Genomic DNA, 26,022 nt, shown 5'->3' with positions numbered 1-26,022 from the left:
GGTAGTTACAGGCTAATCGCGGTGCTGAGCTATGTCAGTGAGCTTCCGATAATTGGTCGATTTTTGCTGACCAATGGCGGGCAAAGCGCCTAATCTGTGTTGTTAGCACTCACCCTATATAACAGCCAACTCGCTGCGCGCTTAACGCCGCCAGCAATCGGCAACGGTTTTACTCGAACCAGAAGGTTTATCAAGCAAGGCCAACTGCCCCGTTTCATCCAAACTAAAGTTTCCGCAGGCGTCACCCAGCATAACACCGCTGCGCGTTGCTTTAAGGGTAAACGTATTATTAGCTGCAGCCGTTGCGGCAATCGTATAGTAAGTGGCGCCATTGTCTGGCACCTTAGTAACAAAGACCGCTGGCAGCGTAGTGCCGCCGCTCGCAGCAGTATAGCGGCCATTGGCGGAATAAAACCGTTCAAGTGCCTGCGCGCTGCTAAACAGCGCATTAGTAGCTTCGTTGCGCCGAGACTTGGCAATTTGCTCTTGATAGCTTGGGTAAGCAATAGCAGCAAGAATTCCGATAATGGCCACTGTTATCATTAACTCAACCAAGCTAAATCCCAAACCCCTGTGCAGGTATGTACGCCTCATTGAAACTGTCTCCAAGACTGACGTCCTAATAATTCGCCGCCACCCGCAGACTCAGTCACCACGCCAATGGTGCCACTACTGCCGGAGGTATATTTATATTCAAGATCACCCGCGCCAATAATACCTGGGGTTTTTATCATTTCGTCGCTACCGCGACCATTAATGGGGTAGTACTTGCCTTCAAATAATATTTTATCAAGCTCGTCGACCTTGCCATCGGAGTTCACATCCAAGGCTGGGCTACTTAAGCGGCCGCCATTTTGAGCATCTAATTCCATCAACCAACTATTGCCACCATAACCACATACATTTGTGTTTGGAATAATACTGGTAAAAATAATACGGTTATTCCGCAAGATGGGTTTTGATACCGCTCGCTCGCCGTTTGCCACGCCAGATGGCGACAGTAATTGCAGGTGCCAACCGTATACTGGTGGAGTAGTTGGGCTATTGTTGCTAACTAGGCGCACAGGAAAAGCACTTTTACCGCCTTCTACGAGGGTGCCAAAATCCTCAAACACAACGGTTTGAGTAACTAAATCACTGCGATTCAAAACCCGTGCACTAACATCCCGAATACCGTAAAAATCTTGTACTTGTGGGCTACTACCCACCACCGCATCGCCGTATTCAAAATATTTACCGGTACCAAAATAAACCATATAGCCGCTTTCCGCATGGGAGCCCACCGTGGGTCGCACAGTAATTGGCTGCGCCACGCCATTATTGTCTACCGCTTGAAACAAGGGCTTGGGAACGCTGCCGTCTTTAAAGGCAACATCCCACGTTGCTATTGAGTTACCGGTAAAGTCAAACTTCCACAAATTGCCCTTTAAATCACCGGCATAAACGTAATCGGTTATGCGGTCGCTGTCTACATCAACTGGCACGGGCGTTCCCAAACCATTGCCTACGCCACTCACACCGGTATCAATGGCTTTTAGTACAGCGCCAGTAGCCAGATCAACAACAAACAATTTTACGTTATCGCCAGAATTGTAGCCGTTACCAAAAATAGCCACCCATTTGCTACCGGAACTTAACCGAGCAATAACTGGCTCGCTCATAGCAACGCCAAGCTTGTGAGTGTCTAATAAGGATGTTGATTTTTCCCAAAGAAGACTGGTCTTGGTTAACGACGCGGGGTCGGTAACATCTAGCGCAAACACCGAATTTCCGCCAGCACCCATAGAACCCAGCAAAACCGTTCGCCACTTACCATTGATATAGGCGTCGCTCGCACGCGGCGAGCCATCAACGGTATAGCTGTGTACATAATCTGGGTCTGTCAAGGCCGCTAATTTTGAAAAACTTGCCACAGGTAAGTAGGCAAATTTTTCTTTGCCATTTAGCGCATCAAAGCCGTGAAGCATACCGTCGTTCGCGCCGACGTAAATCATGGCGCGTCGAGATTTCTTATCACTAAGAAAATCTTTGTAACTACTCCCTTCCGTACCCGTTAAAACACTAAAACCATAATCGGCTAGATTATCGACAAAATAAGGATCTGAATTCACGATATCGCCTAGCGTAGTCGACCGCTCACGCAGACTAATACCTTCTTGGCTTTTATCACCGCGTAGCCACGCAAGGCGATTCAAAGCATTAGTAGCGGTACCACCGGCAAGGAGAGCAGTTTGCAGGCTCAACGGCAGGTCAGCGTAATTACTGGCGGTAAAACTAATGGCCGAAGTGACCAAGGTTTCTGGTGCCCCTAAACCCACAACAATATTGCGCGTTGCAGCACTTCCATAGCTGTCGGTATTGGTGTCCCACGCCACCCCTTTTAAACTGCCGTCGGTATTTAGGTTATAGGCCACAATCCGGCCAGACCAATCCAAGCTATTAAAACTGGCTTGATACACCAATGTACCAGAATCTAAACGTGTTGAGTTAGCCGCAATTGACGAAGCCGACGACTTGCTTTCACTAGAAATAGTTTCCAATACATTGGCCAAATCATTAGCAAATTTATCTGGCTCGGCGGCGCTAAAGAAGCCGCCACGACTATTTACACTAGCATGTAATAAATCGTCAATTTTATATAAATCAGCGCTAGTCGGATTTGGCCAATCAATATTAGCGCCGGTTTTTATCGCCGCAAACGCTGCATCGGGGTCAATCGTGCCCACCACTCCCAAGCCAACACCATAGGTAACCATATGCTGCCAAAACGCTGGATCAGTCTTAGATTCCGCTAGGCTGTTGGGCATATCAGTACGCAAGTCATTCTTCCAATAATACATCGCGACGTCGGCAAGGGTATCACTGCGACTGTCTTTAAACGGCGAAACCGCTTTGTATTTATAGCTCTGTGCCGCGGTACCGGTATGGGTCGGATTATCGGTTCCGTCGTTATTATCACCACCACCACCCGACACCGAGCTACCAGACCAATAGCCATCAGTCATCAGAACCGTATAATTGCGACGGCAGGATAACTGGGCACTGGTATCATTCGTGCCCGGTGTATTGCCCCACGGACCTTTATTATCTGTGCGTTTATAGTAAGTACCAACTGCATCAATTGCGCGCCGCAATGGCGTACCTGCACTAGGAATATCACGGCCATACAACGCATCAAAAAACGCGTCGCGATCGCTACCTTCAAACGCACGCACGCCTTTTACAACAACCTCAGAGTTAACACCATCCACAGACGTGCTGGCTTGATTTATACTGCCAAATCCAATTCGCAAACCACTACTTTGGCCCACAAAGGCAAAACCAGAACCGGCTCTGGCCATCGATACTCGCGAGCGGTAGTAGGTATACCAATTGGCAAAATTCTGAATTTCCTCGGCATAGGAACATTTCCCAAGGGCTGCATCTTCACAGTCGTCACGCGATTCGCGACCGTGACCAGTAAAAGTCTGACCAGATTTAATTTCAACCTTGTCATAACTATACCAATCCCAGTAACTACCACTGCCCTTGTACCAAAAATAAATGGCTGGCCAAAAGTTTTTATTACTATTTGTAGACGTGCAATTTCCATCGCTTTTGCAACTAAACCAATAATTGCTATTATAATTCTTATTTGAAACCGTCAAATTTCGGCAATACGCTTCATTAAATGTCGAAGTGGTGCGGGTAGGATTATGCAGCGCACAGCTTGTACTTGCATCGGGATAACTACTACCGTCTGATTTTACCCAAGGGTAATAAGTTGACGATGGGTTGTAGTAAATAGTATTAATTTGCGGCGAGCGCGAGCGCGCATTGTAAGGATCTTTGTCATCAACCGTCGGCACATAATTTGAGTAATCGCTTCCTCCGTAAATACCATTGGCGCGGGGATAAATATAGCGGCTACTGCCAGCTATAATATCATCTGGCATTAACTCAAATTGCATTGAACCCGAGTCATCAAGCACATACATCACATTAGGTGGTATAGATTGTGTCAAAAACAAGGGGGACTGAGCTATGCCGTCTGCCGCCGTCGGCACTGTGCTAGTACAGCCCTTTTTCTGTCCCTCAACCGTTACTTGAGCAATACAGGTATACAAAGAAAATTTGTAGTTACGAACAGTTAAAATATTACCGCTAACGCTAAACGCGGAACTAGGACAGCTATACCAACTTTTTTTCAAGCTAAAGCTAACGACTCGATCTATTTTCGACAAAGTAGAAAAAGCTTTGCTGTCATTTTTATTTTTCTTGCCAATGTAACCGCTGGACGTTTCAGTGATGGTACAGGAAGATTGCGCGAATGCGCTCGAGGAAAACCCCACAACCGCCATACACAACAGACATATCAAGCCTATAGCATTGCGCAAACGTTTTGCTAAGCCATATTGCTGTTTCATGAGATTTCCCCTGCGCCAATAGCGCGCTGCCTTCATTTTGTAAGGGCCGATAGCCCGTTTACAATTCTTGTCGCTTAAAAGTAGTGGCAAGCACCACCATACTTCGATCACTGTAACCAAAACCGCGGGCGATAACGCGGTAAAATCCATCCCGCGAAACTGGACGGTCGGAGTCTAGCACTTCATTTTTATTACCAGCACGGTTCAGCTGCTGAATAATATATTCTGGCTGCTTAGCCACATCGGGTATTTTGTCGCTCAGGCTCAACCAGCCTGCAGAGTCGTAATCGGCCCACGCCGGATATTTACAGGCGTCCCGAGTATCTGCAGGATCAGGACAAGATTGATAAAACCCACCCGTGCCGTCAAAGCCCGGCAATATACCGCTGCGCAACACGGCCTCTGCTGTGCGCAGCGCGGCTTCAGCCGACTGAAAGGCGATAGTATTTTCTTTCATATTGCCGGCCATGCGTTCTTGCAAGGTGGCAGTTTGCATTGAAGCAATACTAATAATCGTCAAAATCAACATGAACACCAAACTCACAATCAAGACCGCTCCCCGCTGCGAATCGCGGTTCCGGCTTGTTCTGTGCGCGAATGAATTCATTGCAATCTATTCCTGATGGTAAATACATTGGTGAAAACTTTCCGCAAGCGACCATCATTATTCGCGACCAAATCGCCAGAGGCGTCATTCAGTAACTGGGCGTTAACGCTTCCGGTTTTACCCACTACATTGTCTTCTGAGCCATACATAATCAGCTCTATACGTACACTCAGAACTTTCGCCCAATCAGCGACCTCAGCGGCGGTTTGGTAAACTTCAACAGCGCGGTCGTCATTGGTGTCAACGCCATAGCTCAGCTGCATATTTTCAATTCCTTCTACCAACTCAGTGCGCGGCGATACCACACCACCTGAGCCTAATGTGAGTTTTTGAAAATACAGCGCATTAATTGGGTTGCCTGCAGAACTTTTACGCCCGGTATCCCCGATAAAAAATTCAATTTCCTCAAAGCCAAACACTTCTGCTTCACCGGTATAAATTTTACTCAGGCGATTATCAGTATTGCTACCATTTGCATGGGTCAAGGTTGTTTGCCCCTCGCCCTTATTCTTCGGATTATTGGTTATTCGAAACATATCGCCGTTTAAACAATCGGTGATTATTACAAAATCATTTTTAACAAAACCAATAGAATTATCTTCAATTTTGATATTGGCATTGTCTGGCGACAAATTTCCAGTAATCGTAATAAACTGATCTGTAGCGCGCTTAATTGTAATGCGATCAGTACCTATGACTGCGGAAAGAGCGTCACTACTACCCACATTATCGACCCCAACCAGTGCAGTGTCTGGTGTAAAGGTCGTAGTCACTGGTTTCGCAATATTATTAAAGTCTGCGGCACTAATTGAGCTGCAACCAATATAGCCCGCCATACGAATTTCACGGGACAAAAAGCGCATAGCAAACCGAGCATTCTCTTGAATTTGCGCCATTGAATCTAACATTCTAGAGCTGCTACTGGTGGCGAGAAACACTTGCACAACAGCGGTGCTCAGCAAAATCCCTAGGGTTACTGCAATCATCAATTCAACGAGGCCAAAACCCCGTTGTTTTTTCGGTACTCGGTTCATGGTCAGAACTCCGTCACAAATACAAAGCTCTGGATATTACTATCGCCAGCTAATCGCGATTTACTCAAACGCCCTTCATCCCATTGCACCGTTACGGTAATAACATTGTCGTCGCGGCTAATCGAACCATCCCCCTCTGGTAAACGCAGGGCCAGCTCGGCCAGCCACTCTTGCAAATCGATATCGACAATGGTGTCGCCCTCCGGCGCCTCGTCTTCTATGGCTATTTCGTAGCTGCCCGCCAACGCCAACACTCTATTTGCCCTCATGCGATCGGTGATGTCATTAGACAAAAATACCGCTGCCGAGCGTACATTCGCCATCTGATTAAACTTTACCGAATTTAATTGCAGTGCCGCGGCGCCCAAAACGCCTGTTGCGGTGATAAGTACCGCAACCAACACTTCAATCAGCGAGGTACCTCGCTGGCAATGACGCTTCATGGACAAACCCTATCGGAAATTGTTACCTGACCGCTCGCGGTGATATTAATATCGCGATCGTGGCTGCATTTTTCCGGTGAACTACGGTAGCTTAATACCACTGCTTTTGAATCCTGAATAAAGCCCTGATTGTCAAAGGTCACACTCGTTACTGCGGTAGTGCCTATTTTGGCACTGATTACTGCGCTGGTTTTAATACTTGGCGTTTCTTTAAATGCCTCGCCGGCATCGTAACTGCCGTTGTCATTAAGATCGACCCAGCTGCGCCAACCTTTCGCCCAGCCACCTGTATTGGCGGTTAAAGTTACCGGACGCGCCCTAACCACCGCTTCGGAACGAGCAGCCACAAGTGCTTTTAACATCGACTGCACATCGGCCCGCTCCCGCGATTTACTGATAAAGGCGCTGAAATTAGGGATTGCTACCGTTGCCAGTATCGCCACTATCGAAACTGTCACCATCAGTTCAATTAGCGTATACCCAGAAACTGACTTTTTGTGACACAACATGTTTAAACCCTTGTCACCCTTGACTTTAACGTTGCAATACGTAAATTAATAACAATGCGATCCCAATTGTGGAAATCGCGCAAAGGCGCCAATATCTCTCTGAATATAGAACCTAATACGCATTAGCGCCAATACCACTAGTGTAGGCTACTATGGAAAGGATTCCATAATGGATAACCGAGGGGTCACTCTAATAGAACTTTTGGCGGGCCTCGCCATTAGTGCGATTTTAGGCCTCGTTGCCATCCCCGCGTTCAGCGCCCTTATTCAGCAACAACAACTACGCGGCGCCGCCAATGATGTGTTTCGAATACTCACCACGGCCCGCGCGACTGCCATTACCCAGCAAAATCGAATCAGCGTTTGGAATCAAGATGGCGAATGGAACCGAGGGGTAGAGCTCTTTATAGACAGCAATGGCAATGGCCAGCGGGAAAGTAGTGAAATTATCTTATCGCGGCCAGCAGACCACCCCAGCGTTCACATTAGCGGCAACTCAAAGGTGGCAAACTACGTATCTTACCTACCGAATGGTCGCGCAGAGCGCGCCAGCGGTGCTTTTCAGGTGGGTACTATAAGGCTGTGCAAAACCGGCATAACCGAGCAATACAAAATCGTTATAAGCATCGGCGGCCGGCTTCGCCTCGAAAAAACCAATAGCGCCAGCTGCCCATGACCCCGCCAAACCGAAACTATGCCGCTTAAAACTCAAGAAACCTCGATTAAACGCAATTCCTTAGGCAGCGAGAACGTAATATTTTCAGGCCGGCCAGAAAGCTCTACTGGGGCCTGCGCGCCCAGTTCGCACAGCCGCTGCACTACCGCATGCACCAATACCTCTGGCGCAGACGCCCCAGCAGTAATGCCGATACGTGGATTACCCGCTAGCCACTCAGTGCGAATATCGCTCTCGCTGTCGATCAAATAGGCCTTGCAACCAATGCGCTCGGCAAGCTCGCGAAGTCGATTAGAATTAGAGCTGTTGGGCGAGCCCACCACTAGCACCAAATCCACCTGCTGCGCCAAGGTTTTCACCGCGTCTTGCCGGTTTTGGGTGGCGTAGCAAATATCGTCTTTGCGCGGGCCTTCAATTTTAGGGAATTTACTGCGCAGTGCGTCGATCACCGCTGCGGTATCGTCCATCGACAAGGTGGTCTGGGTGACGAAAGACAGGCGATCGGGATTTTGCACTTCTAGCGCTAGGGCCTGTTCTACGTCTTCAACCAAATAGATTTCGCCACCCTGTGCGCCGCTGTACTGGCCCATGGTGCCCTCTACTTCGGGATGCCCCTTGTGGCCAATTAGCACACACTCGCGGCCGTCGCCACTAAAGTGAACCACTTCCATATGGACCTTGGTCACTAAGGGGCAAGTGGCATCAAATACTTTTAAGCCGCGGGTTTCAGCTTCTTTGCGCACCGCTTGAGAGACGCCGTGGGCACTGAAGATCACGATTTTGTCGTCTGGCACTTCAACGAGTTCATCAACGAATACCGCGCCGCGCTGGCGAAGGTTTTCGACCACAAACTTATTATGAACAACCTCGTGGCGAACATAGATGGGCGCGCCGAACACGTCTAAGGCCCGATTCACAATTTCAATGGCGCGATCAACCCCAGCGCAAAAGCCCCGCGGATTAGCCATCATAATCGGCATGTTTTTCTCTGTGCCCGCCACTACATCACCTGCTTATCAATTGCGTTTAACTCGCTTCAGCCTGCGCGCTTACACTTAGAATTTCAACTCGAAAGGCGAGGCTACGACCCGCCAAAGGGTGGTTAAAATCGACCATAACCGATTCATCGCTCACCTCACTCACAACGCCAGGCAACTCCGCTCTAGCGGCATCGGCGAAGGAAATTACCACGCCTTCTTCCAGCACCATGTCGGCGGCAAACTGGCTGCGCGGAAAACGCTGAATATTCGCTGGGTTGCGCTGCCCAAAGGCATCTTCTGGCCCAAGGGTAAAGGTTTCGCTGGCACCGGCACGCAGGCCAAGTAATTTAGCCTCTACACCAGGCAGCAAGCTGCCATCACCGTAGTTAAAGGTGGCGGGCTTGCGGCCAAAGGTCGAATCCACTTCGTCGCCATCAATAATAGCGAGGGCGAAGTGCAGGGTTATTTCAGTGCCGGGAGCAATTTGCATATCAGTCATTCAGTAGAATCCACTCATCCCTCAGGACGATTTTTCAGTTTCGGGATTTAAAAACATATCGAGCAGAAGTAGCACCGCGCCCACGCTAATGCCTGCATCGGCAATATTAAAAGTGGGAAAATAATGCTGGCCCCAGTGTACCGAGATAAAGTCGATTACATGGCCCAACCACAAGCGGTCCCACAAATTACCCAAGGCGCCGCCCAGCACTAAAGCCAATGCCAAGGACAACAACCACTGTTCGCGCTTAAGACGCTGCAGCCAGATGCCAATATAAATACTTACGGCCAGCGCAATGGCGGTAAAAAACCAGCGCTGCCAGCCGCCGGCGTCGCTCAAAAAGCTAAACGCCGCGCCGCGATTATAGTGCAGGGTAATATCCAAAACCGGCAGCACGGCGTGAGGCTGGGCATAGCCCAGCATGGTGTTGGCAAAGTATTTACTGATTTGATCTGCGGCGATAACCGCCACCACTACCAACAGCCATAACACACGGCTGCGCCGCTGGGCCGCCTGTTCAAAGCTCACCCCAGACTCAAGCATAAAACCGCACTTCGCCGTTGCCGTCGACATTATCAATACAGCGGAAGCACAACTCGGGGTGCTCCAAAGACTGCCCAACTTCTTCGCGATGATGCCAGCAGCGGCTGCACTTTTCACCGTCACTGGCAGCAACCCGCACCTGCAAACCTTCTACATCGGTAGCCACCGCCTCATTGGCGGTGGACAGCGGCGCTAAACGTGCCGCAGAGCTAATCAATACAAAGCGCAGCTCGTCGCCCAGCTTCATTAAGTTGTTTAGCAAGGCTTCGTCGCAGAACAAGGTAACTTCGGTCGCCAAGCTGCCGCCCACCAAACCTTCTTTTTTGGCGCCTTCTAGCACTTTGTTGACCGCTGATTTAACGGTCTGCACGGTTTCCCAGAAATCGCCGTCCATTTCTGCACCAGCGTCCATACGGCTCAAGCCTTGATACCACTCCGCCGCAAACACGGTGCCGCTATGCTCGCCAGGTAGATGCTCCCATAACTCGTCGGCAGTAAAACTTAAGATCGGTGCAATCCAGCGGGTCAGCGCTTCCGCGATGTGGTACATCGCGGTTTGCGCAGAGCGCCGTGGCAAACTATTGGCCTTGGTGGTGTACTGGCGATCTTTGATGATATCCAGATAAAAGCCGCCCAACTCCAACACACAAAAGTTGTGCAATTTCTGGTAGATCAAATGGAATTGATACGCCTCATAAGCCGCGACGATCTCGTCTTGCAGCTCGGCGGCGCGGTGCAGTATCCAGCGATCCATGGCCAGCATTTCGCCAAGTTCAACCGCGTGTTCTTGGGGCTCAAAACCGGCCATATTGGCCAATAAGAACCGCGCAGTGTTGCGAATACGGCGGTAAGAATCGGCGGTGCGTTTAAAGATTTCGTCGGAGACGGTCATCTCATTGCGGTAATCGGTTGCCGCCACCCACAGGCGCAATATATCGGCGCCCAAGGTGTTCATCACTTTTTGCGGCGCAACCACATTGCCGACCGATTTAGACATTTTGCGGCCCTGGGCGTCAACCGCAAAACCGTGGGTTAACACGCCTTTATAGGGCGCGCAGCCATTGGTGGCCACCGAGGTGAGCATAGACGACTGGAACCAACCGCGATGCTGATCCGAGCCCTCCAAATAAAGATCGGCAGGAAACTGCAAATCATCGCGCTGAGCCAATACCGCATAGTGGGTAACGCCGGAGTCGAACCACACATCGAGGGTGTCGCTCACTTTAACGTAGTCGCTGGCGTCGTCGCCCAATAGCTCGCTGACCTCAAGGTCGAACCAGCCTTGAATGCCGGTTTTCTCAACCCGCTTAGCAATTTCTTCGATCAGCGCCGGCGTATTGGGGTGCAGTTCGGCGGTGTCTTTGTGGACTAACAGAGCAATTGGCGCGCCCCAGGTGCGCTGCCGCGACACACACCAGTCGGGACGCTCTTGCATCATCGATTCGATACGCGCGCGGCCCCAGCTGGGCATCCAGCTGACTTTATCTACTTCCGCCATGGCGGTGTCCAGCAGCCCGTTTTGGCTCATGCTGACAAACCACTGCGGTGTGGCGCGGAAAATAATCGGGCTTTTATGGCGCCAGCAATGCGGGTAGCTGTGTTCCAAAGGCTTATGCAGCAACAGACGACCGCGTTCGCTTAGCGCGGCAATCACACTTTCGTTGGCCTTAAACACATGCTGACCAGCAAAGAGTTCGGTGTCCGGCAAAAAGGTGCCGTTAGCGGCAACGGGGTTATATACTTCTAGGCCGTAGGCTTTGCCCACCACAAAATCGTCTTGGCCGTGCGCAGGCGCGGTGTGAACGGCGCCGGTACCGGCATCGGTTGTCACATGTTCGCCGAGAATCACCGGCACCTGGCGGCTGTACAGCGGGTGTTGCAGCAGCAGATTTTCTAGCGCGGCGCCCTTGCAGCGCCCGATTACTGCAAAGTCGTCAACGCCATAGCGCGCCATGGTCGATTCGTGCAGGGCATCGGCGAGCAAGATTACAATCGTCTCGCCGCTGCTGCGAGTGTATGACACCCACACATAATCCAGCTCGGGGTGCAGGCTCACCGCCATATTGGCGGGAATAGTCCACGGCGTGGTGGTCCAAATGACTAAATTCAGCTCGCCCTCGGTATCGGCTGGCAGGCCGCCCGCCGCGAGCATGGCTGCGCGATCAACAGCGGCAAAGGCCACGTCAATCGCTGGCGAGGTTTTGTCTTTGTATTCCACTTCGGCTTCGGCCAAGGCCGAGCCACAGTCCATGCACCAGTGCACGGGCTTAAAGCCTTTGTGCAAATGGCCGTTGTCGACAATTTTGCCAAGGGCGCGAATGATATTGGCCTCGAAGCCAAAATCCATGGTCAGATAGGGATTATCCCAGTCGCCAAACACGCCTAGGCGTTTAAAGTCTTCACGCTGACCATTCACCTGCTTATAGGCGTATTCGCGGCATTTTTCTCTAAATGTAGCAGCGTCAACCTTATGGCCAGCCTTGCCTACTTTCTTTTCAACATTAAGTTCAATCGGCAGGCCGTGGCAATCCCAACCGGGCACGTAGGGCGCGTCAAAACCGCTGAGGGTTTTCGACTTAACAATCATGTCTTTGAGAATTTTATTTACCGCGTGACCAATATGAATATCGCCATTGGCATACGGCGGGCCATCGTGAAGTACAAACTTTTGCCGCCCCACGCGGGCGTCGCGAATTTGCTGATAAACGTCCTCGTCCTGCCAGCGCTTTAGCATACCGGGTTCACGTTGGGCCAAATTTGCCTTCATGGCAAAACTGGTCTCGGGCAGGTTCAAGGTGTGCTTGTATTCACTCATAGTGGCTTCTTACACATTCCAAAGGTTTATAAATTAAAAAAGGACCGCGCCTGGTCAATATCAACGGCAATTTGTGCCTGCAGGGCATCTAGTCCGTCAAACTTCGCTTCATCTCGCAATTTTTTGCGAAATACCACGCGAATTTTGCGGCCGTATATATTCTGATTAAAGTTCAACAAGTGAACTTCCAAAATGGCTTTTGATAAATCACCAATGGTTGGTCGCACGCCAACATTGGCGACACCGAGACACATACCATCTGCTGCGCCATACACCTCTACTGCGAACACGCCAGAAAGCGGGGCCCGCAGGCGATGCAACTCCACATTTGCCGTTGGGGTGCCAATAGTGCGACCCAATTGCTGGCCAACAATTACGCGGCCAAAAATACTATAAGGCCGACCAAGCAAACGCTCGGCTAGGGCAAAATCTGCCTCGGCCAGCACTTCGCGAATACGGGTACTGCTCACCCGCTCATCGGTAATTTTTAGGGTAGAGGTATCTACCACCTCAAAGCCGTCAACCTTGCCGAATTTGCGCAGCAGCTCAAAATCACCACTGCGATTGCGGCCAAAGCGCAAATCGTCGCCCACTACAATGTATTTCACGCCCAAGCCAGCAACGAACAAGGTATGAATGAATTCGTTGGCCGTCATATCCCGAAACTCAGGAGTGAAGCGAATGCGCAATACACGGTCTATTCCGAGATCCCGCAGGGCATCAAACTTCTCGCGAAAACTCATTAAACGCGCGGGCGCATCATTTGGCGAAAAGAACTCCCGTGGCAGAGGCTCAAACAAAACCACGGTCGACGGCAGGCCCATTTCCACACCCTTGGCAATTAACTGGCGCAACACCGCCTGATGCCCTAAATGGACACCGTCAAAAGCGCCAATCGTGGCTACGCAGCCGCGATGCTCGGGGCGAAAATGTCTAATTCCGCGAATTAACTCCATGCCTACCATCGTTGTATTTTACAAAGCGGGTGATTATAGCCTAGGAAGGGGCTGGACTAAACGCTGGTGTTACGCTAATCGCGCCACCTTCCTTTCATGATTTGATTAATGTAGCCCTATTTAATGGGGCACAGAGCCGCGCAGGTCTTTAAGACGCAAACCGCAAACGACCATTACCGCAATATAAGCGCCACTGCCCGCCACACATAAGCCGCCCAAATGCAGCGCGCGCTGCATTGCGCCCCACTGCTGCCAGCCATCAAACCACTGCAGGCCATACCAGAGGCAAGCGCTCATGGCCGCCACGGCTAAGCCCAACTGCAGGCAGTAGCGCCCCCAACCAGGCAGGGTTTTAAATCCCGCTTTTTTGCCGAGACCGCGATATAACAAACCCGCGTTAAGCCAAGCGGACGCCGCCGTTGCCAAGGCTAAGCCGGCATGGCCAATTTGCCAGTAGTGGTGCAGGGGTATTACCAACGCAATATTCATCACCATATTGGCGACCATGGCGATAATGCCTATTCGCACGGGAGTTTTGGTGTCTTGCCGCGCATAAAAGCCCGGCGCCAAAACTTTGATTAACATAAAGGGGATTAAGCCCAAGGTGTATGCCCGCAAACTCAAGGCCGACATGGTCACGTCGCTAAGCTTCATTTCGCCGTATTGAAACAGGGTAGTCAAAATAGGCTCGGCCAATAACATCAGCGCGGCGGTGGCTGGCACGGCCATCAGTAGCACACTGCGCAGCCCCCAATCCAAGGTTGCGCCAAAGGCCAGCTCATTGCCGCCGGCTCGCAGGCGCGACAAATTAGGCAAGACCACCGTCGCGATGGCAATGGCAAACACCCCTAGCGGCAGCTCAACCAAACGGTCTGAGTAGTACAGCCACGAGATACTGCCAGTGGGTAAAAACGAGGCCAGTATGGTGTCGAGCAGTAAATTGATTTGACTAATAGACACCCCGAACAAGGCGGGAATCATCAGGGTGATGATTTTTTGTACGCCCTCGTCCTGCCATGCCCAGCGCGGCCGTGGCAGCATTTGAATACGCTGCAAAAATGGCAACTGGAATACCATCTGTACTGCGCCCGCCATCAACACGCCCCAAGCCAGCGCCATTGCCGGTTCGGCAAAATACTGAGACATATAAACGGCAGCAACAATCATGCAGACATTGAGTAATACTGGGGTAAACGCGGGTACGGCGTAGCGGCCAAAGGTATTGAGTATGCCGCCAGCAAAGCCAGTCATGGAGATCAAAAATAAATAGGGAAAGGTGATGCGAATCATATCTGAGGTGAGCTGGAACTTGGCTGGGTCATCCCTAAAGCCCGGTGCAAACAATGTTGCCACTAGGGGTGAAGCCACCACGCACACCGAGGTAACAATCAGTAAAACACCGCCTAAGGCGCCAGCAACGCGATCGATTAATAACTTGATCGACGCCGTGCTGCCATTCTCTCGATACTCCGACAAGACCGGCACAAAGGCTTGAGAAAATGCGCCCTCGGCAAACAGGCGTCGTAAAAAATTGGGGATTTTAAAGGCGACAAAGAAACAGTCGGCATTGCTGCTGGCACCGAGAAAGTTGGCGATCACCACATCGCGAATCAAACCCAAGACCCGCGACAACAAGGTCATCACGCTAACCAGCAAGCTTGAGCGCAGCAAACCGCGCTGCTTAGCGGGGCCTTTTACTGCAGCGGCATCACTCATGCCAACCACCGCTGGCGCAGCGCTTCGCGATTTAAACGCAGCCACTGCAGGGCAATTAAGCTGTGGGCATTGTCGATCTGACCAGCATCTAACATGGCCATGGCCTCGGCAAAGGGAATCACTTTGGCGTGAATATCCTCGCCCTCCTCAGCCAAACCATAAAAGCCACCGGCGGTGCTTAAATCTGCACGGCCGCAGAACAAGTAAAAATACTCGTCACTGCCACCGGGCGATGAATAGTATTCGGCAATAGATTCCATGTCGGTAATGTCTAAACCGGCTTCTTCTAAAGCTTCGCGACGGGCGACGTCTTCGGGATTTTCATCGGGCTTATCAATAATCCCCGCCACTAATTCCAACAGCCAAGGACTGGCCGCTCGGCTCATGGCGCCAACCCGAAATTGCTCGACCTGCAAAATACAGTCGGTGACTGGATCGTAAGGCAGCAAGCCCACCGCGGGGCCGCGCATAAATAATTCGCGACTCAGCCAGCGGCCCCAGCCGCCTTTATACAAGCGGTGACGCAAGCGGTAGGCCCGCACTTGAAAAAAACCGCGCCAAGCGGCGCGGTCTTCATCTATTTCTATATCACTGCGTTTGAAATCAGCCATTGCCTATTTGCATCACCCTTAAAAACGACGCTCGGTATACCAGTTTACGTCTCTGGCGTTTTTGTCGACTTGCTCTACCACATCTAAAATCAGGGCAAACAGCGCCATACGCACCAATACCCCATTATCTGCCTGCCGGAAAATCGCCAAATTCGGATTATCATTGAGGTCGTTGTCGAGCTCATTGGCCTCGGAGCGAGAATCCCGAGGCAACGGATGCATAATAACGGTATTGGGTTCGCAGTTGCGGGTGTAAATCGCCTGATTAAGGCGGTAGCGGCCCCGATACAGATCGGCCTCGGCGCGATCGGCAAAGCGCTCTTCCTGAATCCGCGTAGAGTAAGCAATATCGACCTTGGAGATACTGCCTTCCATCACGTCCGACTCCAGCACGGTGTGACCGGCGCTGCGCAGCTGCTCAACAATCGCCGGCGGCATTTGCAATTCGGTCGGGGCAATTAAGACCACCGTCACATTGCGATACAGGCACAGCAATTTACACAGCGAATGCACGGTGCGACCGTATTTTAAATCGCCGATCATGGCGATTCGCAGGCCGTCGAGATCAGTTCGGCCCTGATGCTGCAATTCTTTGCGAATAGTGTACAGGTCTAACAAAGCCTGACTGGGGTGTTCGTTGGCGCCGTCGCCGCCGTTCATTACCGGCACCCGACTCGCGGCGGCAAATTCCGCCACCGAACCAGATACAGGGTGGCGCATCACAATCACATCGCTGTAACCACTCAATACCCGCGCGGTGTCGTAAAGCGACTCGCCCTTGGCAATCGCCGAGGTTTCAAAGCCGGTGGTTTCCCGCACTTCGCCGCCCAGTAAATTAAAGGCGCAACCAAAGCTCACCCGCGTTCGGGTAGAGGGTTCAAAAAACATATTGCCAAGGATCGCGCCGTCCAGCACCTTGGTCACTCGCTGGCGGTGCGCATAGGGCGCCATGCGATCGGCCACTTCAAACACCCGTTCAATATCGGAGCGGTCAAACTGACTAATAGAGAGGATATGGCTACCTGAAAATTTCAAAGGGTCTCTCCGCGTTAATTACACTGTCGCCAATTCATCGGCACTGCTGCTGCCTTCGTCAAACTGTAAACTCGCCCACCTAGCGTAGAGCGGCGAGCTTTGTAAAAGTTCGGCGTGATTACCGGTATCCACCAATTTACCGTGGTCGAGCACGGCAATAATATCCACGTCCACCACGGTGGCAAGGCGGTGGGCAATCACAATGGTAGTGCGGCCTTTCATTAACAGCGCTAGGGCTTGCTGCACTTGGTACTCGCTTTCCGCATCCAGCGCGCTAGTCGCTTCGTCGAGTAGCAATAAAGTTGGATCTGCCAAGATAGCGCGGGCAATCGCCACCCGCTGGCGCTGGCCGCCAGACAAGCGAATTCCACCCTCGCCCACAAAGCTGTCGTAACCCTCGCTCAGACGCTCAATAAATTCATGGGCGTAGGCCTTGCGCGCTGCTTCTTCAATTTCGGCCAGCGTTGCATCGGGTTTACCGTAGCGAATATTATCGGCAACGGTACCGGTAAACAAAACCGGCTGCTGGGGCACAATCGCAATTTGCGAACGCAAATCATCTAAACTCAAATCCCGAATATCGATGCCGTCAAAGCGAATCGCGCCGCCCTGTACATCGTAAAAGCGCAGCACCAAATCAACCAAGGTCGATTTACCCGCACCCGAGCTGCCCACCAAGGCAACACTGCTACCAGGCTTAATATCTAAAGAAAGATCGGCTATCGCCTGCTGCTCTGGGCGCGACGGGTAACTAAAACAAACTTGCTCAAATTCCAAATGCCCTTTGGGCTCGGCTGGCAATGGCACAGGGGTATTTGATGAGGGCACGAGGTTTTCGGCAGCGAGCAATTCTAGCAGTCGCTCAGTAGCGCCGGCGGCACGCTGCAAATCACCATAGACCTCGGATATCGCACCCACCGATGCCGCGACCATCACCGCATAAAAAATAAAGGCCGCTAATTCACCGCCAGTAATTTTACCCGCCAATACGTCGAGGCCGCCAACCCACAACATGCCGGTGACCGCCCCCAGCACCAAGGTAATAACAAAAGTGGTCAACCATGAGCGCTGCTTAATGCGACCAATAGCTACCTGAAACGCCGATTCAACATGGCCATCAAAGGCCTTGCGATCAAGCTCTTGGTGGTTAAACGCCTGCACCATCTTAATATTTTTAACCGACTCACCAACAAAGGTGCCTACCCCAGCGATTTTATCTTGGCTGGTGCGCGACAAGCTGCGCACGCGGCGACCAAACACAATAATGGGCACCACCACCAAGGGCACGCTGAGCATAACGAGGGCCGTTAACTTAGGATTGGTCACAAACAACCAAATCACTCCGCCAATAAACATCAGCAAATGGCGCAGCGCGATGGATACCGATGAACCGATAACGGTTTGCAGCAAGGTGGTGTCGGTGGTGATGCGAGACTGAATTTCGCCACTGAGATTGGTTTCAAAGTAACCGGGATGCAGGTGTACCACATGGGCAAAAACAGCTTTACGTAAATCGGCGCTAACCCGCTCACCAATCCACGACACCAAATAAAAGCGAGTAAATGTACCTGCGGCAAGCAGCAAAATCATCGCCATGAACAGCAGTAGCGCATCGTTCAGCGCCGCTTCGGTGGCATTACTTGAGAAGCCCTGATCGACTAACATCCGCAAACCCTGACCGATAGACAAGGTAATCGCGGCGGTACACACAAGAGCGATACTGGCGCCAATCATTTGCCAGTAATAGGGCCGCAAAAACTGCATCATGGCCTTTAATACGCCGACGTTTGTGCTTTTTTCTCGTTCCGGACCGCTAACTGCCATCACCTTCCCCTGTTTATCGGCGGGCATTATCGCTTGTATCAAGCTAACGGGAAAGCGGCGTTTGCTTCATTAATCAGGCTGTTTTTAGCGCAGCGCTTCATTTTTTTGATTGCCGCCTCGCGCTGGGATGCCACCGAGCGATTTTCAGCGGCCTCGCGGTAGACAATCGCCTCGGCGGGATCACCGCGAAAGAACCGCGCGCCGCGGCCACCCTCGCCGCAATGTTCACGAAAGCGACGCTCGGGATCGGTGCTAATGCCGGTATACAGCTTACCGCTGCGACTGCGCACCATATACACCCACCACGGGGAGGAACTCACAAACCTTCGTGTTCCAGCGCGTCGGCGTAGTCACTCAGCTCAGCGAGAATCATGCTATCGGCCGAGGAAGTGCGCTCTAAAGCCAGTTCGCCGAGGCGACGACGAAACTCAACAAACCCCAGTTGGCCGTCTTCTGGTTGACGCAGGCGCCGGCGACAAAACTCCAGCCACTGCTGACGCTCGGCGCCAGTCAAGGTCATGGGGTAATTCCGCGCGCGATAACGCCACAGCAGTTCCGGCAAGCGCTGATCTCGAAAGGGAAACGACTGCCCCGCCAAAGACTCAGGATCACTGCTGCGCACCGAATCCATCAAGTGGCGATCTTCGCCACTGAAAAATCCGCCGCCGTAGAGCATCACATCGGGGTCATTACTGTCGGCAAACTTGCGACCACCAAACAGCTTTTGTAGCTTGGCCTTGAGATCACCGCTTTTACGAATACGCTGCCAATTGCGACGACACTGAGCCATGTCGAGCTGTAAGCGCTCGCACACGGTGTCGTCCAGCAATTTCGCGGTCGCGACAATGGGGGCGCGATTGATATGAATCTCTTTGAGGGGGATACGCTCTGCGCCCTCGGGCAAATCGGCGGTGGCACTGAATACCCGCGCCGAAATTTCTTCTACCGACAAATCAATTAGCGGCTGGGGATCAACACTCAGATCGTAGACGATTACGCTGTTTTTGTTATCGGGGTGCAGAGCCAAGGGCATCATTAGCGCCGAGCAAAACTTAGCCGCTGGCAAGCGACCCGACACATGCAACACCGGCACCTGGGTAACGGTGTCTAGCATCGCCGCGACCGTGCGTTTATCGCGCAAGCTCAGGGCGTAATCAAATAATTTTGGCTGGCGCTGTTTGAGCAATTTAGCAAGATCGATGGTGGCGTACACATCTGACAAGGCGTCGTGCGCGGATTCATGGCTTAGGCCATTGGCCGCCGACAATTCTTCAAGCCGAAAACTCGGGGTGCCGTCTTCACGCACCGGCCACTCGATGCCGTCTGGGCGCAGCGCTCTGCACAAGCGCGCCACATCAATCAGGTCCCAGCGCGAATTGCCGTTTTGCCACTCCCGCGCATAGGGATCAAAAAAATTGCGGTATAAGGTGTAGCGAGTGACTTCGTCGTCGAAGCGAATACTGTTATAGCCAACACCACAGGTGCCTGGCTGCGCCAGCTCGGCGTGAACAATGGCGATAAATTCTGCCTCAGACACACCATCATGCAGCGCCTGCTGGGGCGTGATGCCGGTAATTAAACAGGCCTCTGGATGGGGAAGGTAATCTGGGCTGGGCCGACTGAACACCATTAGGGGTTCGTCGATAATATTCAAATCTGCGTCGGTGCGCACCCCGGCAAACTGCACCGGCCGATCACGAGCGGGATTAGCGCCCCAAGTTTCGTAATCGTGCCAATAGAAAGTTTGTTTTGCCAAGGTGTGCTCCTATACGCGAAAAGCGCTTACTCGTCGGACGTCGGATGTCTGGCGTCGGACGTATCTCTCGCTCTGCGTCAGACGTCCGACCCCCGACGTCAGATTACTTCTATCGCCTGCGCTTCGATTTTAGCCTTCCAAACCTGCGGTCCGATTTTATGTACCGATTCGCCGCGAACATCCACCGCTACGGTAACGGGCATGTCTTCGATGGTGAATTCGTAGATCGCTTCCATCCCTAATTCGGGGAAGCCGACTACTTCGGACTTTTTAATCGCCTGGGCAACTAAATACGCCGCGCCGCCAACTGCCATTAGGTAGGTCGCACCGAATTCTTTAATGGCATCGATCGCAACATCGCCGCGCTCGGATTTACCGATCATGCCCATCAAGCCGGTTTCGGCGAGCATGGTGCGGGTGAATTTATCCATACGGGTAGCGGTGGTTGGGCCTGCGGGGCCAACGACTTCGTCGCGCACTGGGTCAACGGGGCCAACGTAATAGATAAAGCGACCTTTCAGGTCTACGGGAAGCTCTTCGCCCTTGGCCAGCATATCGACCATTTTCTTGTGGGCAGCATCGCGACCCGTCAGCATTTTTCCGCTGAGTAGAATGGTGTCGCCTGGCTTCCAAGTGGCCATTTCTTCTTGGGTAACGGTGTCTAAATTAACACGCTTGGCATCGCCTGCTTCGCGGGTTACTTCTGGCCATTCATCCAATGATGGTGGGGTGAGCGCAGCTGGGCCGCTGCCATCAAGTGTGAAGTGGGCGTGGCGAGTCGCCGCGCAGTTAGGAATCATGGCCACGGCTTTATTGGCGGCGTGAGTTGGGAAGTCTTTTACCTTCACATCCAGAACCGTGGTTAAACCACCCAAGCCCTGAGCGCCAATACCAAGCTTATTTACTTTATCAAACAGCTCTAAACGAAGTTCTTCAGCGCGATTGCTGGCGCCGCGCTTCTGCAGATCGTGAATATCAATCGGGTCGAGCAGCGCTTCTTTGGCGATAATCATCGCTTTTTCAGCAGTGCCGCCAATACCGATACCCAGCATGCCCGGCGGGCACCAGCCCGCGCCCATGGTAGGCACCATCTTCAATACCCAATCTACCACTGAGTCTGAAGGGTTGAGCATGGCAAATTTTGATTTGGCTTCGGAACCGCCGCCCTTGGCCGCAACGTGTACTTCTACGGTGTCGCCAGGCACGATTTGGTAGTGAATAACCGCGGGGGTATTGTCTTTGGTATTGCTGCGAGCACCGTCGGGATCATCAAGGATAGAGGCGCGTAAAACGTTGTCTGGCAGATTATAAGCGCGGCGCACACCTTCATTAACCATGTCGCTCACGCCCATGGTGCCTTCCCACTGCACGTTCATGCCCACCGTTAAGAAGACGGTAACAATACCGGTGTCTTGGCAAATCGGCCGTTTGCCCTCGGCACACATCCGCGAGTTGATCAGAATCTGCGCCATGGCGTCTTTGGCAGCGGGATTTTCTTCACGCTGATAAGCTTCATCCATAGCGCGGATAAAATCAACGGGGTGGTAGTAAGAGATATATTGTAGCGCGTCGGCCACACTCTGAATGAGATCGTCTTGACGGATTACGGTCATCGGAGGACTCCTGAAATGATGGCGACAGCGGCCAGAATGGCGGCAGAGTATACACTAGCTAGATGGCCGTGGTGTATACACCACGGCCATCTAATACTTAGCTGCCTAGCAAAAAACCCTCACCGAGGCGCTGGGCTGCCCGAGTGGTATTGGGACATAGTCTGGCGCATCGACTCAATATCGCGATTTACCTGCTTGCGGAAGGCATTAATCGAATCCAGCCACTCGTCATTTTGAGTAACCCTGCGCTCCAAGTCTTTAACCCGTGCATCCAAGGCGCCACCAGAGGCCACTTGCTTACCCATGTCCAATAATTGCTTGCGATTTACTTCTGCCTGAGCAATAACGCGATCCAACTTACCGGCCATTGAGGTCAGTGATTCACGCTCAGAATTATACGACTTCACAATTTTGGCAACTTGCTCATCGCTGGTCCGCAATTTGGTTTCCAGCGCGGCGATACGCTTCTCCGCTTTGTCTAAATCTGCTTTTTGCTTTGCCAAGCTCACATCGTGCTGGGCGAGCTCTTCTTTTTGTTTCTTCCAAACATTGTCCCACAGCTTGCGCACTTCAACGTCTAACTCCTTGAGCTTAACCTGAGTGCTGACACTGCTTTCAGTAATACTTTCATCGGCAACCGACAAGCGCTGCTCAAGTAAATCAATACGACCTTGGCCAAGCAGCAGCTGCTGCTGGGTAGTCGTCAATTGGTCGTAGAGGTAATAAGAGGCTGCCGCCAATGCCAAGATTAAAACCGTTAGCATAAACATTACGAAGCCACCACTGCCGCCATTTCCTGCGGGCGTGGGAGCCGGTGCCGCAGGCTGGGGCTTTTTGGGCGCCGCGGGACGGACGATATCGTCCTCGTCAATAGAGAGTGAAATTTTAGGTTCCTGTCTTTCCGTACTCACGCGTAATAACTCACTCTAATTAGGGGCAGAAAAAAATCATTATGACACTGACGCGGCGGAGCATAAAGCACCACACTCGCCATTTGAGCAGCAATTGCTACCCAAGTTCAGCGGCTTTGTTATACTTTAGCGGTTTTACACTCACTCAGCGCAGCTTCTGATTGCTACAGTGGCAACAAAGCTGCGACCATCCCAAAAATAGTTCACAACAAATGCCAAACGAGGGTTCTTTAATGGAAGCATTTATCTCACCAGATCTGCTATTACGCTGGCTGCACGTCTTATTCGGTGTCACTTGGATTGGCTTACTCTACTACTTTAATTTTATACAAACCGAGTATTTTAAAGAAGCCGAACCTGCCGCCAAAGCCGATGCCGTTAAAAAACTCGCGCCTCGTGCGCTGTGGTGGTTTCGTTGGGGTGCAATGTTTACCTTCCTCACCGGCCTCGGTTTGCTGCATTTCACCATGACCCGCGGCCTGAATGGCTACATTATTATTGGCGCGCTAATGGGCACCCTGATGTTCCTTAACGTATGGCTGATTATTTGGCCAAACCAGAAAATTGTGTGCGGCATTAAACCAGGCGACGCCTCTAAGGCAGCACCTAAAGCTGGCCTAGCCTCACGCACCAATACCTTGTTCTCTGCGCCCATGCTTATCGGCATGCTCGGCTCTTTTCACGGCACTGGCGCTGCTGGTGCAGTCGCGGTAAGCAAGACCGGCATCGATATCAGCTTGGGCCTGTGGATTTGCATCGGTTTAATCGCATTAATCCAGCTCAATGCCCTGTTCGGCAAAACCGGCCCAATGACAACCGTAAAAGGCGTTGTGCATTGCAGCATCGCGCTAGCGGTGGCCATGGTTGCACTAATGCAGTTTGTGTAAGTAAACGCTGCACCACAAAAAAGGGGAGCCATATGGCTCCCCTTTTTTATTACTAAACTTACTGCCACTTATCGCTTCAAAACTGGCCAGTGCGCAATAAAACCAAGGTGCAAGCCTCTTCGCAAGCAATCCCAGCCTCAGCCAAGGCCGCCATCATTTCATCTGACTCGGTACCAGGGTTAAAAATAACCCGCCGCGGCGCCAGCGCAATCAGTTTAGCGAGGTCATTTACCAGTAAATTGGCGCGTACGTACACGCTAACGGTATCGACTTTTTCATTGAGCTGATCAAGCCCCGCTACGCAGGTAATCCCCGCCACTTCGCGGTGATAGGGGTTCACCGGCAACACTCGATGTCCGTATTCCGCCAACAATTTCACTGCCTTAAACGAATAGCGCTCAGGTTTTGGACTCGCCCCCAAGACCACCACTACTTCCTGTTCAGACTGATGATTACTGCGCTCTGCCAACACCTTGTGACCTCACAAAAAAAACCGGGTGACTAGCACCCGGTTGGAGCAAAAAGAAGCGATATGCTTACTTCGACTTTTGACCAATCCAGCGACGTAAAGTAGACGCTAATTCTTGGGCATTATAGGCCTCCGCGTCATCTGGCATAGGGTTTTTACCCATTTTAATTTCCAGCGAGGCTTGGTAGTTGGTGCGGGTAGTTGACGTTGACACGCCACCGCTCAACCGTGAAGGCGTTTGCGTTACTACGGTGTCGCAGCTCACTAAACCACAGCGCTGATAAACTGCAGTGTGACCACCAAAGTCATTAATGGCTGAAATACCACCAGTGGTGCGGGTTTTACCTTCGGTATCGCGATTAACCAAGTGGAACCAATTATAGCCATTTTGCAGGGTCAGTTCCGCGGCACGCAACATGGCGTAATCGTTTACGGTTTCTTTATCAGTCCGGCTGTTACCGGTAAAGGTTACACGGTAGCGATCACTGCCTAATTCCGTTTCCGTATAGCCGTAGGCGCCGCGCTCATCCGCCGGTTTATACACTGTTCCACTGCTGCTACAGCCTACTAGCACTACCGACAACACAGCAGTCATAACTAAAAGTAAACGCATAATTTTCCCCTCGTAATTTACCACTCACCGCAGATACCAATGTAAATGCAGTACTCTTCAAATCGTGTACGCAATAATACCTAGCTGAGATTAACTGAAACTGAACAGAATTATTTTTATGTGAATTAGAAGCCTTTAACGGGCCGGAATTTTGGTCTCTGGCTAAAACAAACCACCCAAAACACTCTGCTTAAAGCATAGCATCAACATGCCTTCGCCACCGTCATTATCGCAACATGCTGCTGACCAGGGGCGAGCTGCAACTCATCCGCAAAAGCCATACCCCGCTCCACACAGAGGTATTCCGAGAAATACTCGCCAACGTCGGCCATTTTCTGCGCGAGCGCCGCGCCTGGATTCCACACCACCACCGTATCGCAGCCACTGCCGGTCACGGTAATTGTTCGCGCGGTATCACAAAGCTGCTGCTCACCGCCCAAACCTTCGTATACCCGATCTATTTCGGTATTAAACTGCAGCGTTTCATCCTGCCGAAAGCGCTGCAGCTGGCGGCAATTATCAAGATAGTCCGCGCCAGACACGCCCTTGAGCGCCAACTTATCCAATGCCGCCACCGCAAAATAACTGTGCATTGCAAAGCTCAGCGGCATTGTTTCTACACCCTCGTTATTCAGTTTTAGGGTCAGTTGCAGGGACTCCCCCAAGCTCACTTCAAGATGCGCTGAAAATAGCCACGGGAACAGCGCCAAATTTGCCGCGCTGGGCTGGAAGCTAAAATTTAACACCAAATTACCGTCATCGGCCTCGGCCACATTCTCCAAGACCCACGACTGGTCACGCGCAAAGCCGTGTTTGGGTAATTCGGGTTCGCGGCGATTCACCCCAAACCAAGGTAAACACAGCGGAATACCCCCGCGAATAGCCTTGCCCGCCACAAAGGATTCCAGCGGACTCAACCACAACAGATCATCTTCGCCCTGCGGACAAAAAGACAAGACCTGCGCACCTTGCAAGGCAATTAACGCCCGACATTTAGCGGTAATGCATTCCAGCAGAGGCAGGTCACCCGCCCCAGCAAACACGTCGCTGGCCGGCAGCAAACTCAGCTTGGCACTGGGTAATTCGAGAGCATCTAAAACCATTGTTTATCCTAGCCGC

General features: G+C 51.8%; 24 protein-coding genes. 2 read left to right on the top strand and 22 right to left on the bottom strand.

Annotated features, from left to right (window positions below; genetic code table 11):
* Positions 1-141: 141 nt before the first annotated feature.
* The 6 genes from P1U47_RS02305 to P1U47_RS02280 are packed head-to-tail and all read right to left on the bottom strand — an operon-like array spanning position 142 to position 6,999.
* Complete coding sequence (locus tag P1U47_RS02305; RefSeq protein WP_301026928.1) at positions 142-594, bottom strand: type IV pilin protein; 453 nt, start codon at positions 592-594, stop codon at positions 142-144.
* Positions 591-4,406: a PilC/PilY family type IV pilus protein gene (locus tag P1U47_RS02300; RefSeq protein WP_301026926.1), complete on the bottom strand. Its 3,816-nt coding sequence runs from the start codon at positions 4,404-4,406 to the stop codon at positions 591-593. Before P1U47_RS02300 ends, P1U47_RS02305 begins: the two co-directional genes overlap by 4 nt.
* A 58-nt stretch (positions 4,407-4,464) precedes the next feature.
* Positions 4,465-5,013: a PilX N-terminal domain-containing pilus assembly protein gene (locus tag P1U47_RS02295; protein WP_301026925.1), complete on the bottom strand. Its 549-nt coding sequence runs from the start codon at positions 5,011-5,013 to the stop codon at positions 4,465-4,467.
* Positions 5,010-6,047: a PilW family protein gene (locus tag P1U47_RS02290; RefSeq protein WP_301026924.1), complete on the bottom strand. Its 1,038-nt coding sequence runs from the start codon at positions 6,045-6,047 to the stop codon at positions 5,010-5,012. The genes P1U47_RS02295 and P1U47_RS02290 overlap by 4 nt, the downstream gene beginning before the upstream one ends.
* A 2-nt stretch (positions 6,048-6,049) precedes the next feature.
* A complete protein-coding gene (pilV, locus tag P1U47_RS02285) occupies positions 6,050-6,490 on the bottom strand; it encodes a type IV pilus modification protein PilV (RefSeq protein ID WP_301026923.1) in 441 nt (146 codons plus the stop codon).
* Positions 6,487-6,999 (bottom strand): GspH/FimT family pseudopilin, encoded by a 513-nt coding sequence (locus P1U47_RS02280; protein WP_301026921.1) that lies wholly within the window; start codon positions 6,997-6,999, stop codon positions 6,487-6,489. The genes pilV and P1U47_RS02280 overlap by 4 nt, the downstream gene beginning before the upstream one ends.
* Positions 7,000-7,168: 169 nt before the next feature.
* Here P1U47_RS02280 and P1U47_RS02275 point away from each other — a divergent pair, with 169 nt between their 5' ends.
* Complete coding sequence (locus P1U47_RS02275; protein ID WP_301026920.1) at positions 7,169-7,675, top strand: GspH/FimT family pseudopilin; 507 nt, start codon at positions 7,169-7,171, stop codon at positions 7,673-7,675.
* Between the two features lie 32 nt (positions 7,676-7,707).
* Here P1U47_RS02275 and ispH read toward each other — a convergent pair whose 3' ends face one another.
* The 13 genes from ispH to P1U47_RS02210 all read right to left on the bottom strand — a co-directional run bounded on the left by ispH (position 7,708) and on the right by P1U47_RS02210 (position 22,934).
* Entirely contained in the window at positions 7,708-8,655 is a 948-nt protein-coding gene (gene ispH / locus P1U47_RS02270; protein WP_301026919.1) for a 4-hydroxy-3-methylbut-2-enyl diphosphate reductase, read from the bottom strand.
* A 46-nt stretch (positions 8,656-8,701) separates the two neighbouring features.
* Positions 8,702-9,154, bottom strand: coding sequence for an FKBP-type peptidyl-prolyl cis-trans isomerase (fkpB, locus tag P1U47_RS02265; RefSeq protein WP_301026918.1), 453 nt, complete (start codon positions 9,152-9,154; stop codon positions 8,702-8,704).
* 21 nt (positions 9,155-9,175) lie between these two features.
* Positions 9,176-9,697, bottom strand: a complete 522-nt coding sequence (gene lspA, locus P1U47_RS02260; RefSeq protein ID WP_301027297.1) for a signal peptidase II — start codon at positions 9,695-9,697, stop codon at positions 9,176-9,178.
* Positions 9,690-12,512 carry an isoleucine--tRNA ligase gene (gene ileS / locus P1U47_RS02255; protein ID WP_301026916.1) on the bottom strand — a complete coding sequence of 941 codons (2,823 nt, stop codon included), beginning with the start codon at positions 12,510-12,512 and terminating at the stop codon, positions 9,690-9,692. Before ileS ends, lspA begins: the two co-directional genes overlap by 8 nt.
* Before the next feature lie 26 nt (positions 12,513-12,538).
* A complete protein-coding gene (gene ribF, locus P1U47_RS02250) occupies positions 12,539-13,468 on the bottom strand; it encodes a bifunctional riboflavin kinase/FAD synthetase (protein WP_301026915.1) in 930 nt (309 codons plus the stop codon).
* A gap of 120 nt (positions 13,469-13,588) precedes the next feature.
* Positions 13,589-15,184 carry a murein biosynthesis integral membrane protein MurJ gene (gene murJ, locus P1U47_RS02245; RefSeq protein WP_301026914.1) on the bottom strand — a complete coding sequence of 532 codons (1,596 nt, stop codon included), beginning with the start codon at positions 15,182-15,184 and terminating at the stop codon, positions 13,589-13,591.
* The gene (locus tag P1U47_RS02240; RefSeq protein ID WP_301026913.1) at positions 15,181-15,795 is read right to left on the bottom strand and encodes an NUDIX domain-containing protein; all 615 of its coding nucleotides are present in this window, start codon (positions 15,793-15,795) and stop codon (positions 15,181-15,183) included. The genes murJ and P1U47_RS02240 overlap by 4 nt, the downstream gene beginning before the upstream one ends.
* An 18-nt stretch (positions 15,796-15,813) precedes the next feature.
* A complete protein-coding gene (locus P1U47_RS02235; protein WP_301026912.1) occupies positions 15,814-16,830 on the bottom strand; it encodes an aspartate carbamoyltransferase in 1,017 nt (338 codons plus the stop codon).
* A gap of 18 nt (positions 16,831-16,848) precedes the next feature.
* Entirely contained in the window at positions 16,849-18,654 is a 1,806-nt protein-coding gene (locus P1U47_RS02230; protein WP_301026911.1) for an ABC transporter transmembrane domain-containing protein, read from the bottom strand.
* A gap of 38 nt (positions 18,655-18,692) precedes the next feature.
* Complete coding sequence (locus tag P1U47_RS02225) at positions 18,693-18,974, bottom strand: GIY-YIG nuclease family protein (RefSeq protein ID WP_301026910.1); 282 nt, start codon at positions 18,972-18,974, stop codon at positions 18,693-18,695.
* The gene (gene sbcB / locus P1U47_RS02220) at positions 18,971-20,410 is read right to left on the bottom strand and encodes an exodeoxyribonuclease I (RefSeq protein WP_301026909.1); all 1,440 of its coding nucleotides are present in this window, start codon (positions 20,408-20,410) and stop codon (positions 18,971-18,973) included. The genes P1U47_RS02225 and sbcB overlap by 4 nt, the downstream gene beginning before the upstream one ends.
* Before the next feature lie 98 nt (positions 20,411-20,508).
* Positions 20,509-22,023: a fumarate hydratase gene (locus P1U47_RS02215; RefSeq protein ID WP_301026908.1), complete on the bottom strand. Its 1,515-nt coding sequence runs from the start codon at positions 22,021-22,023 to the stop codon at positions 20,509-20,511.
* Positions 22,024-22,142: 119 nt separating this feature from the next.
* Positions 22,143-22,934, bottom strand: coding sequence for a hypothetical protein (locus P1U47_RS02210; protein ID WP_301026907.1), 792 nt, complete (start codon positions 22,932-22,934; stop codon positions 22,143-22,145).
* Positions 22,935-23,167: 233 nt separating this feature from the next.
* Between P1U47_RS02210 and P1U47_RS02205 the strand changes: the two genes are divergently transcribed.
* Complete coding sequence (locus P1U47_RS02205; protein ID WP_301026906.1) at positions 23,168-23,821, top strand: urate hydroxylase PuuD; 654 nt, start codon at positions 23,168-23,170, stop codon at positions 23,819-23,821.
* A gap of 76 nt (positions 23,822-23,897) precedes the next feature.
* On the opposite strand, the gene P1U47_RS02200 is transcribed toward P1U47_RS02205, so the two are convergent.
* The 3 genes from P1U47_RS02200 to P1U47_RS02190 all read right to left on the bottom strand — a co-directional run bounded on the left by P1U47_RS02200 (position 23,898) and on the right by P1U47_RS02190 (position 26,006).
* Positions 23,898-24,290 (bottom strand): CoA-binding protein, encoded by a 393-nt coding sequence (locus P1U47_RS02200; protein ID WP_301026905.1) that lies wholly within the window; start codon positions 24,288-24,290, stop codon positions 23,898-23,900.
* A gap of 67 nt (positions 24,291-24,357) precedes the next feature.
* Positions 24,358-24,903, bottom strand: coding sequence for a hypothetical protein (locus tag P1U47_RS02195; protein WP_301026904.1), 546 nt, complete (start codon positions 24,901-24,903; stop codon positions 24,358-24,360).
* 203 nt (positions 24,904-25,106) lie between these two features.
* Entirely contained in the window at positions 25,107-26,006 is a 900-nt protein-coding gene (locus tag P1U47_RS02190) for a D-hexose-6-phosphate mutarotase (protein ID WP_301026903.1), read from the bottom strand.
* Positions 26,007-26,022: the final 16 nt, after the last annotated feature.

The organism is Zhongshania sp. (assembly GCF_029212375.1).
In the GTDB taxonomy this organism is placed as follows: Bacteria; Pseudomonadota; Gammaproteobacteria; order Pseudomonadales; family Spongiibacteraceae; genus Spongiibacter.
This window is presented reverse-complemented; position numbering and strand designations above follow the sequence as displayed.

Excerpts from the sequence above, each read along its gene's own strand:
- P1U47_RS02215 (WP_301026908.1), bottom strand. The coding sequence starts at position 22,023 with ATGACCGTAATCCGTCAAGACGATCTCATTCAGAGTGTGGCCGACGCG.
- P1U47_RS02195 (WP_301026904.1), bottom strand. The coding sequence starts at position 24,903 with ATGCGTTTACTTTTAGTTATGACTGCTGTGTTGTCGGTAGTGCTAGTA.
- fkpB (WP_301026918.1), bottom strand. The coding sequence starts at position 9,154 with ATGACTGATATGCAAATTGCTCCCGGCACTGAAATAACCCTGCACTTC.
- P1U47_RS02240 (WP_301026913.1), bottom strand. The coding sequence starts at position 15,795 with ATGGCTGATTTCAAACGCAGTGATATAGAAATAGATGAAGACCGCGCC.
- P1U47_RS02280 (WP_301026921.1), bottom strand. The coding sequence starts at position 6,999 with ATGTTGTGTCACAAAAAGTCAGTTTCTGGGTATACGCTAATTGAACTG.
- lspA (WP_301027297.1), bottom strand. The coding sequence starts at position 9,697 with ATGCTTGAGTCTGGGGTGAGCTTTGAACAGGCGGCCCAGCGGCGCAGC.
- ispH (WP_301026919.1), bottom strand. The coding sequence starts at position 8,655 with ATGCCGATTATGATGGCTAATCCGCGGGGCTTTTGCGCTGGGGTTGAT.
- P1U47_RS02300 (WP_301026926.1), bottom strand. The coding sequence starts at position 4,406 with ATGAAACAGCAATATGGCTTAGCAAAACGTTTGCGCAATGCTATAGGC.
- ribF (WP_301026915.1), bottom strand. The coding sequence starts at position 13,468 with ATGGAGTTAATTCGCGGAATTAGACATTTTCGCCCCGAGCATCGCGGC.
- murJ (WP_301026914.1), bottom strand. The coding sequence starts at position 15,184 with ATGAGTGATGCCGCTGCAGTAAAAGGCCCCGCTAAGCAGCGCGGTTTG.
- P1U47_RS02205 (WP_301026906.1), top strand. The coding sequence starts at position 23,168 with ATGGAAGCATTTATCTCACCAGATCTGCTATTACGCTGGCTGCACGTC.
- P1U47_RS02295 (WP_301026925.1), bottom strand. The coding sequence starts at position 5,013 with ATGAATTCATTCGCGCACAGAACAAGCCGGAACCGCGATTCGCAGCGG.
- P1U47_RS02190 (WP_301026903.1), bottom strand. The coding sequence starts at position 26,006 with ATGGTTTTAGATGCTCTCGAATTACCCAGTGCCAAGCTGAGTTTGCTG.
- pilV (WP_301026923.1), bottom strand. The coding sequence starts at position 6,490 with ATGAAGCGTCATTGCCAGCGAGGTACCTCGCTGATTGAAGTGTTGGTT.
- ileS (WP_301026916.1), bottom strand. The coding sequence starts at position 12,512 with ATGAGTGAATACAAGCACACCTTGAACCTGCCCGAGACCAGTTTTGCC.
- P1U47_RS02305 (WP_301026928.1), bottom strand. The coding sequence starts at position 594 with ATGAGGCGTACATACCTGCACAGGGGTTTGGGATTTAGCTTGGTTGAG.
- P1U47_RS02275 (WP_301026920.1), top strand. The coding sequence starts at position 7,169 with ATGGATAACCGAGGGGTCACTCTAATAGAACTTTTGGCGGGCCTCGCC.
- P1U47_RS02230 (WP_301026911.1), bottom strand. The coding sequence starts at position 18,654 with ATGGCAGTTAGCGGTCCGGAACGAGAAAAAAGCACAAACGTCGGCGTA.
- P1U47_RS02290 (WP_301026924.1), bottom strand. The coding sequence starts at position 6,047 with ATGAACCGAGTACCGAAAAAACAACGGGGTTTTGGCCTCGTTGAATTG.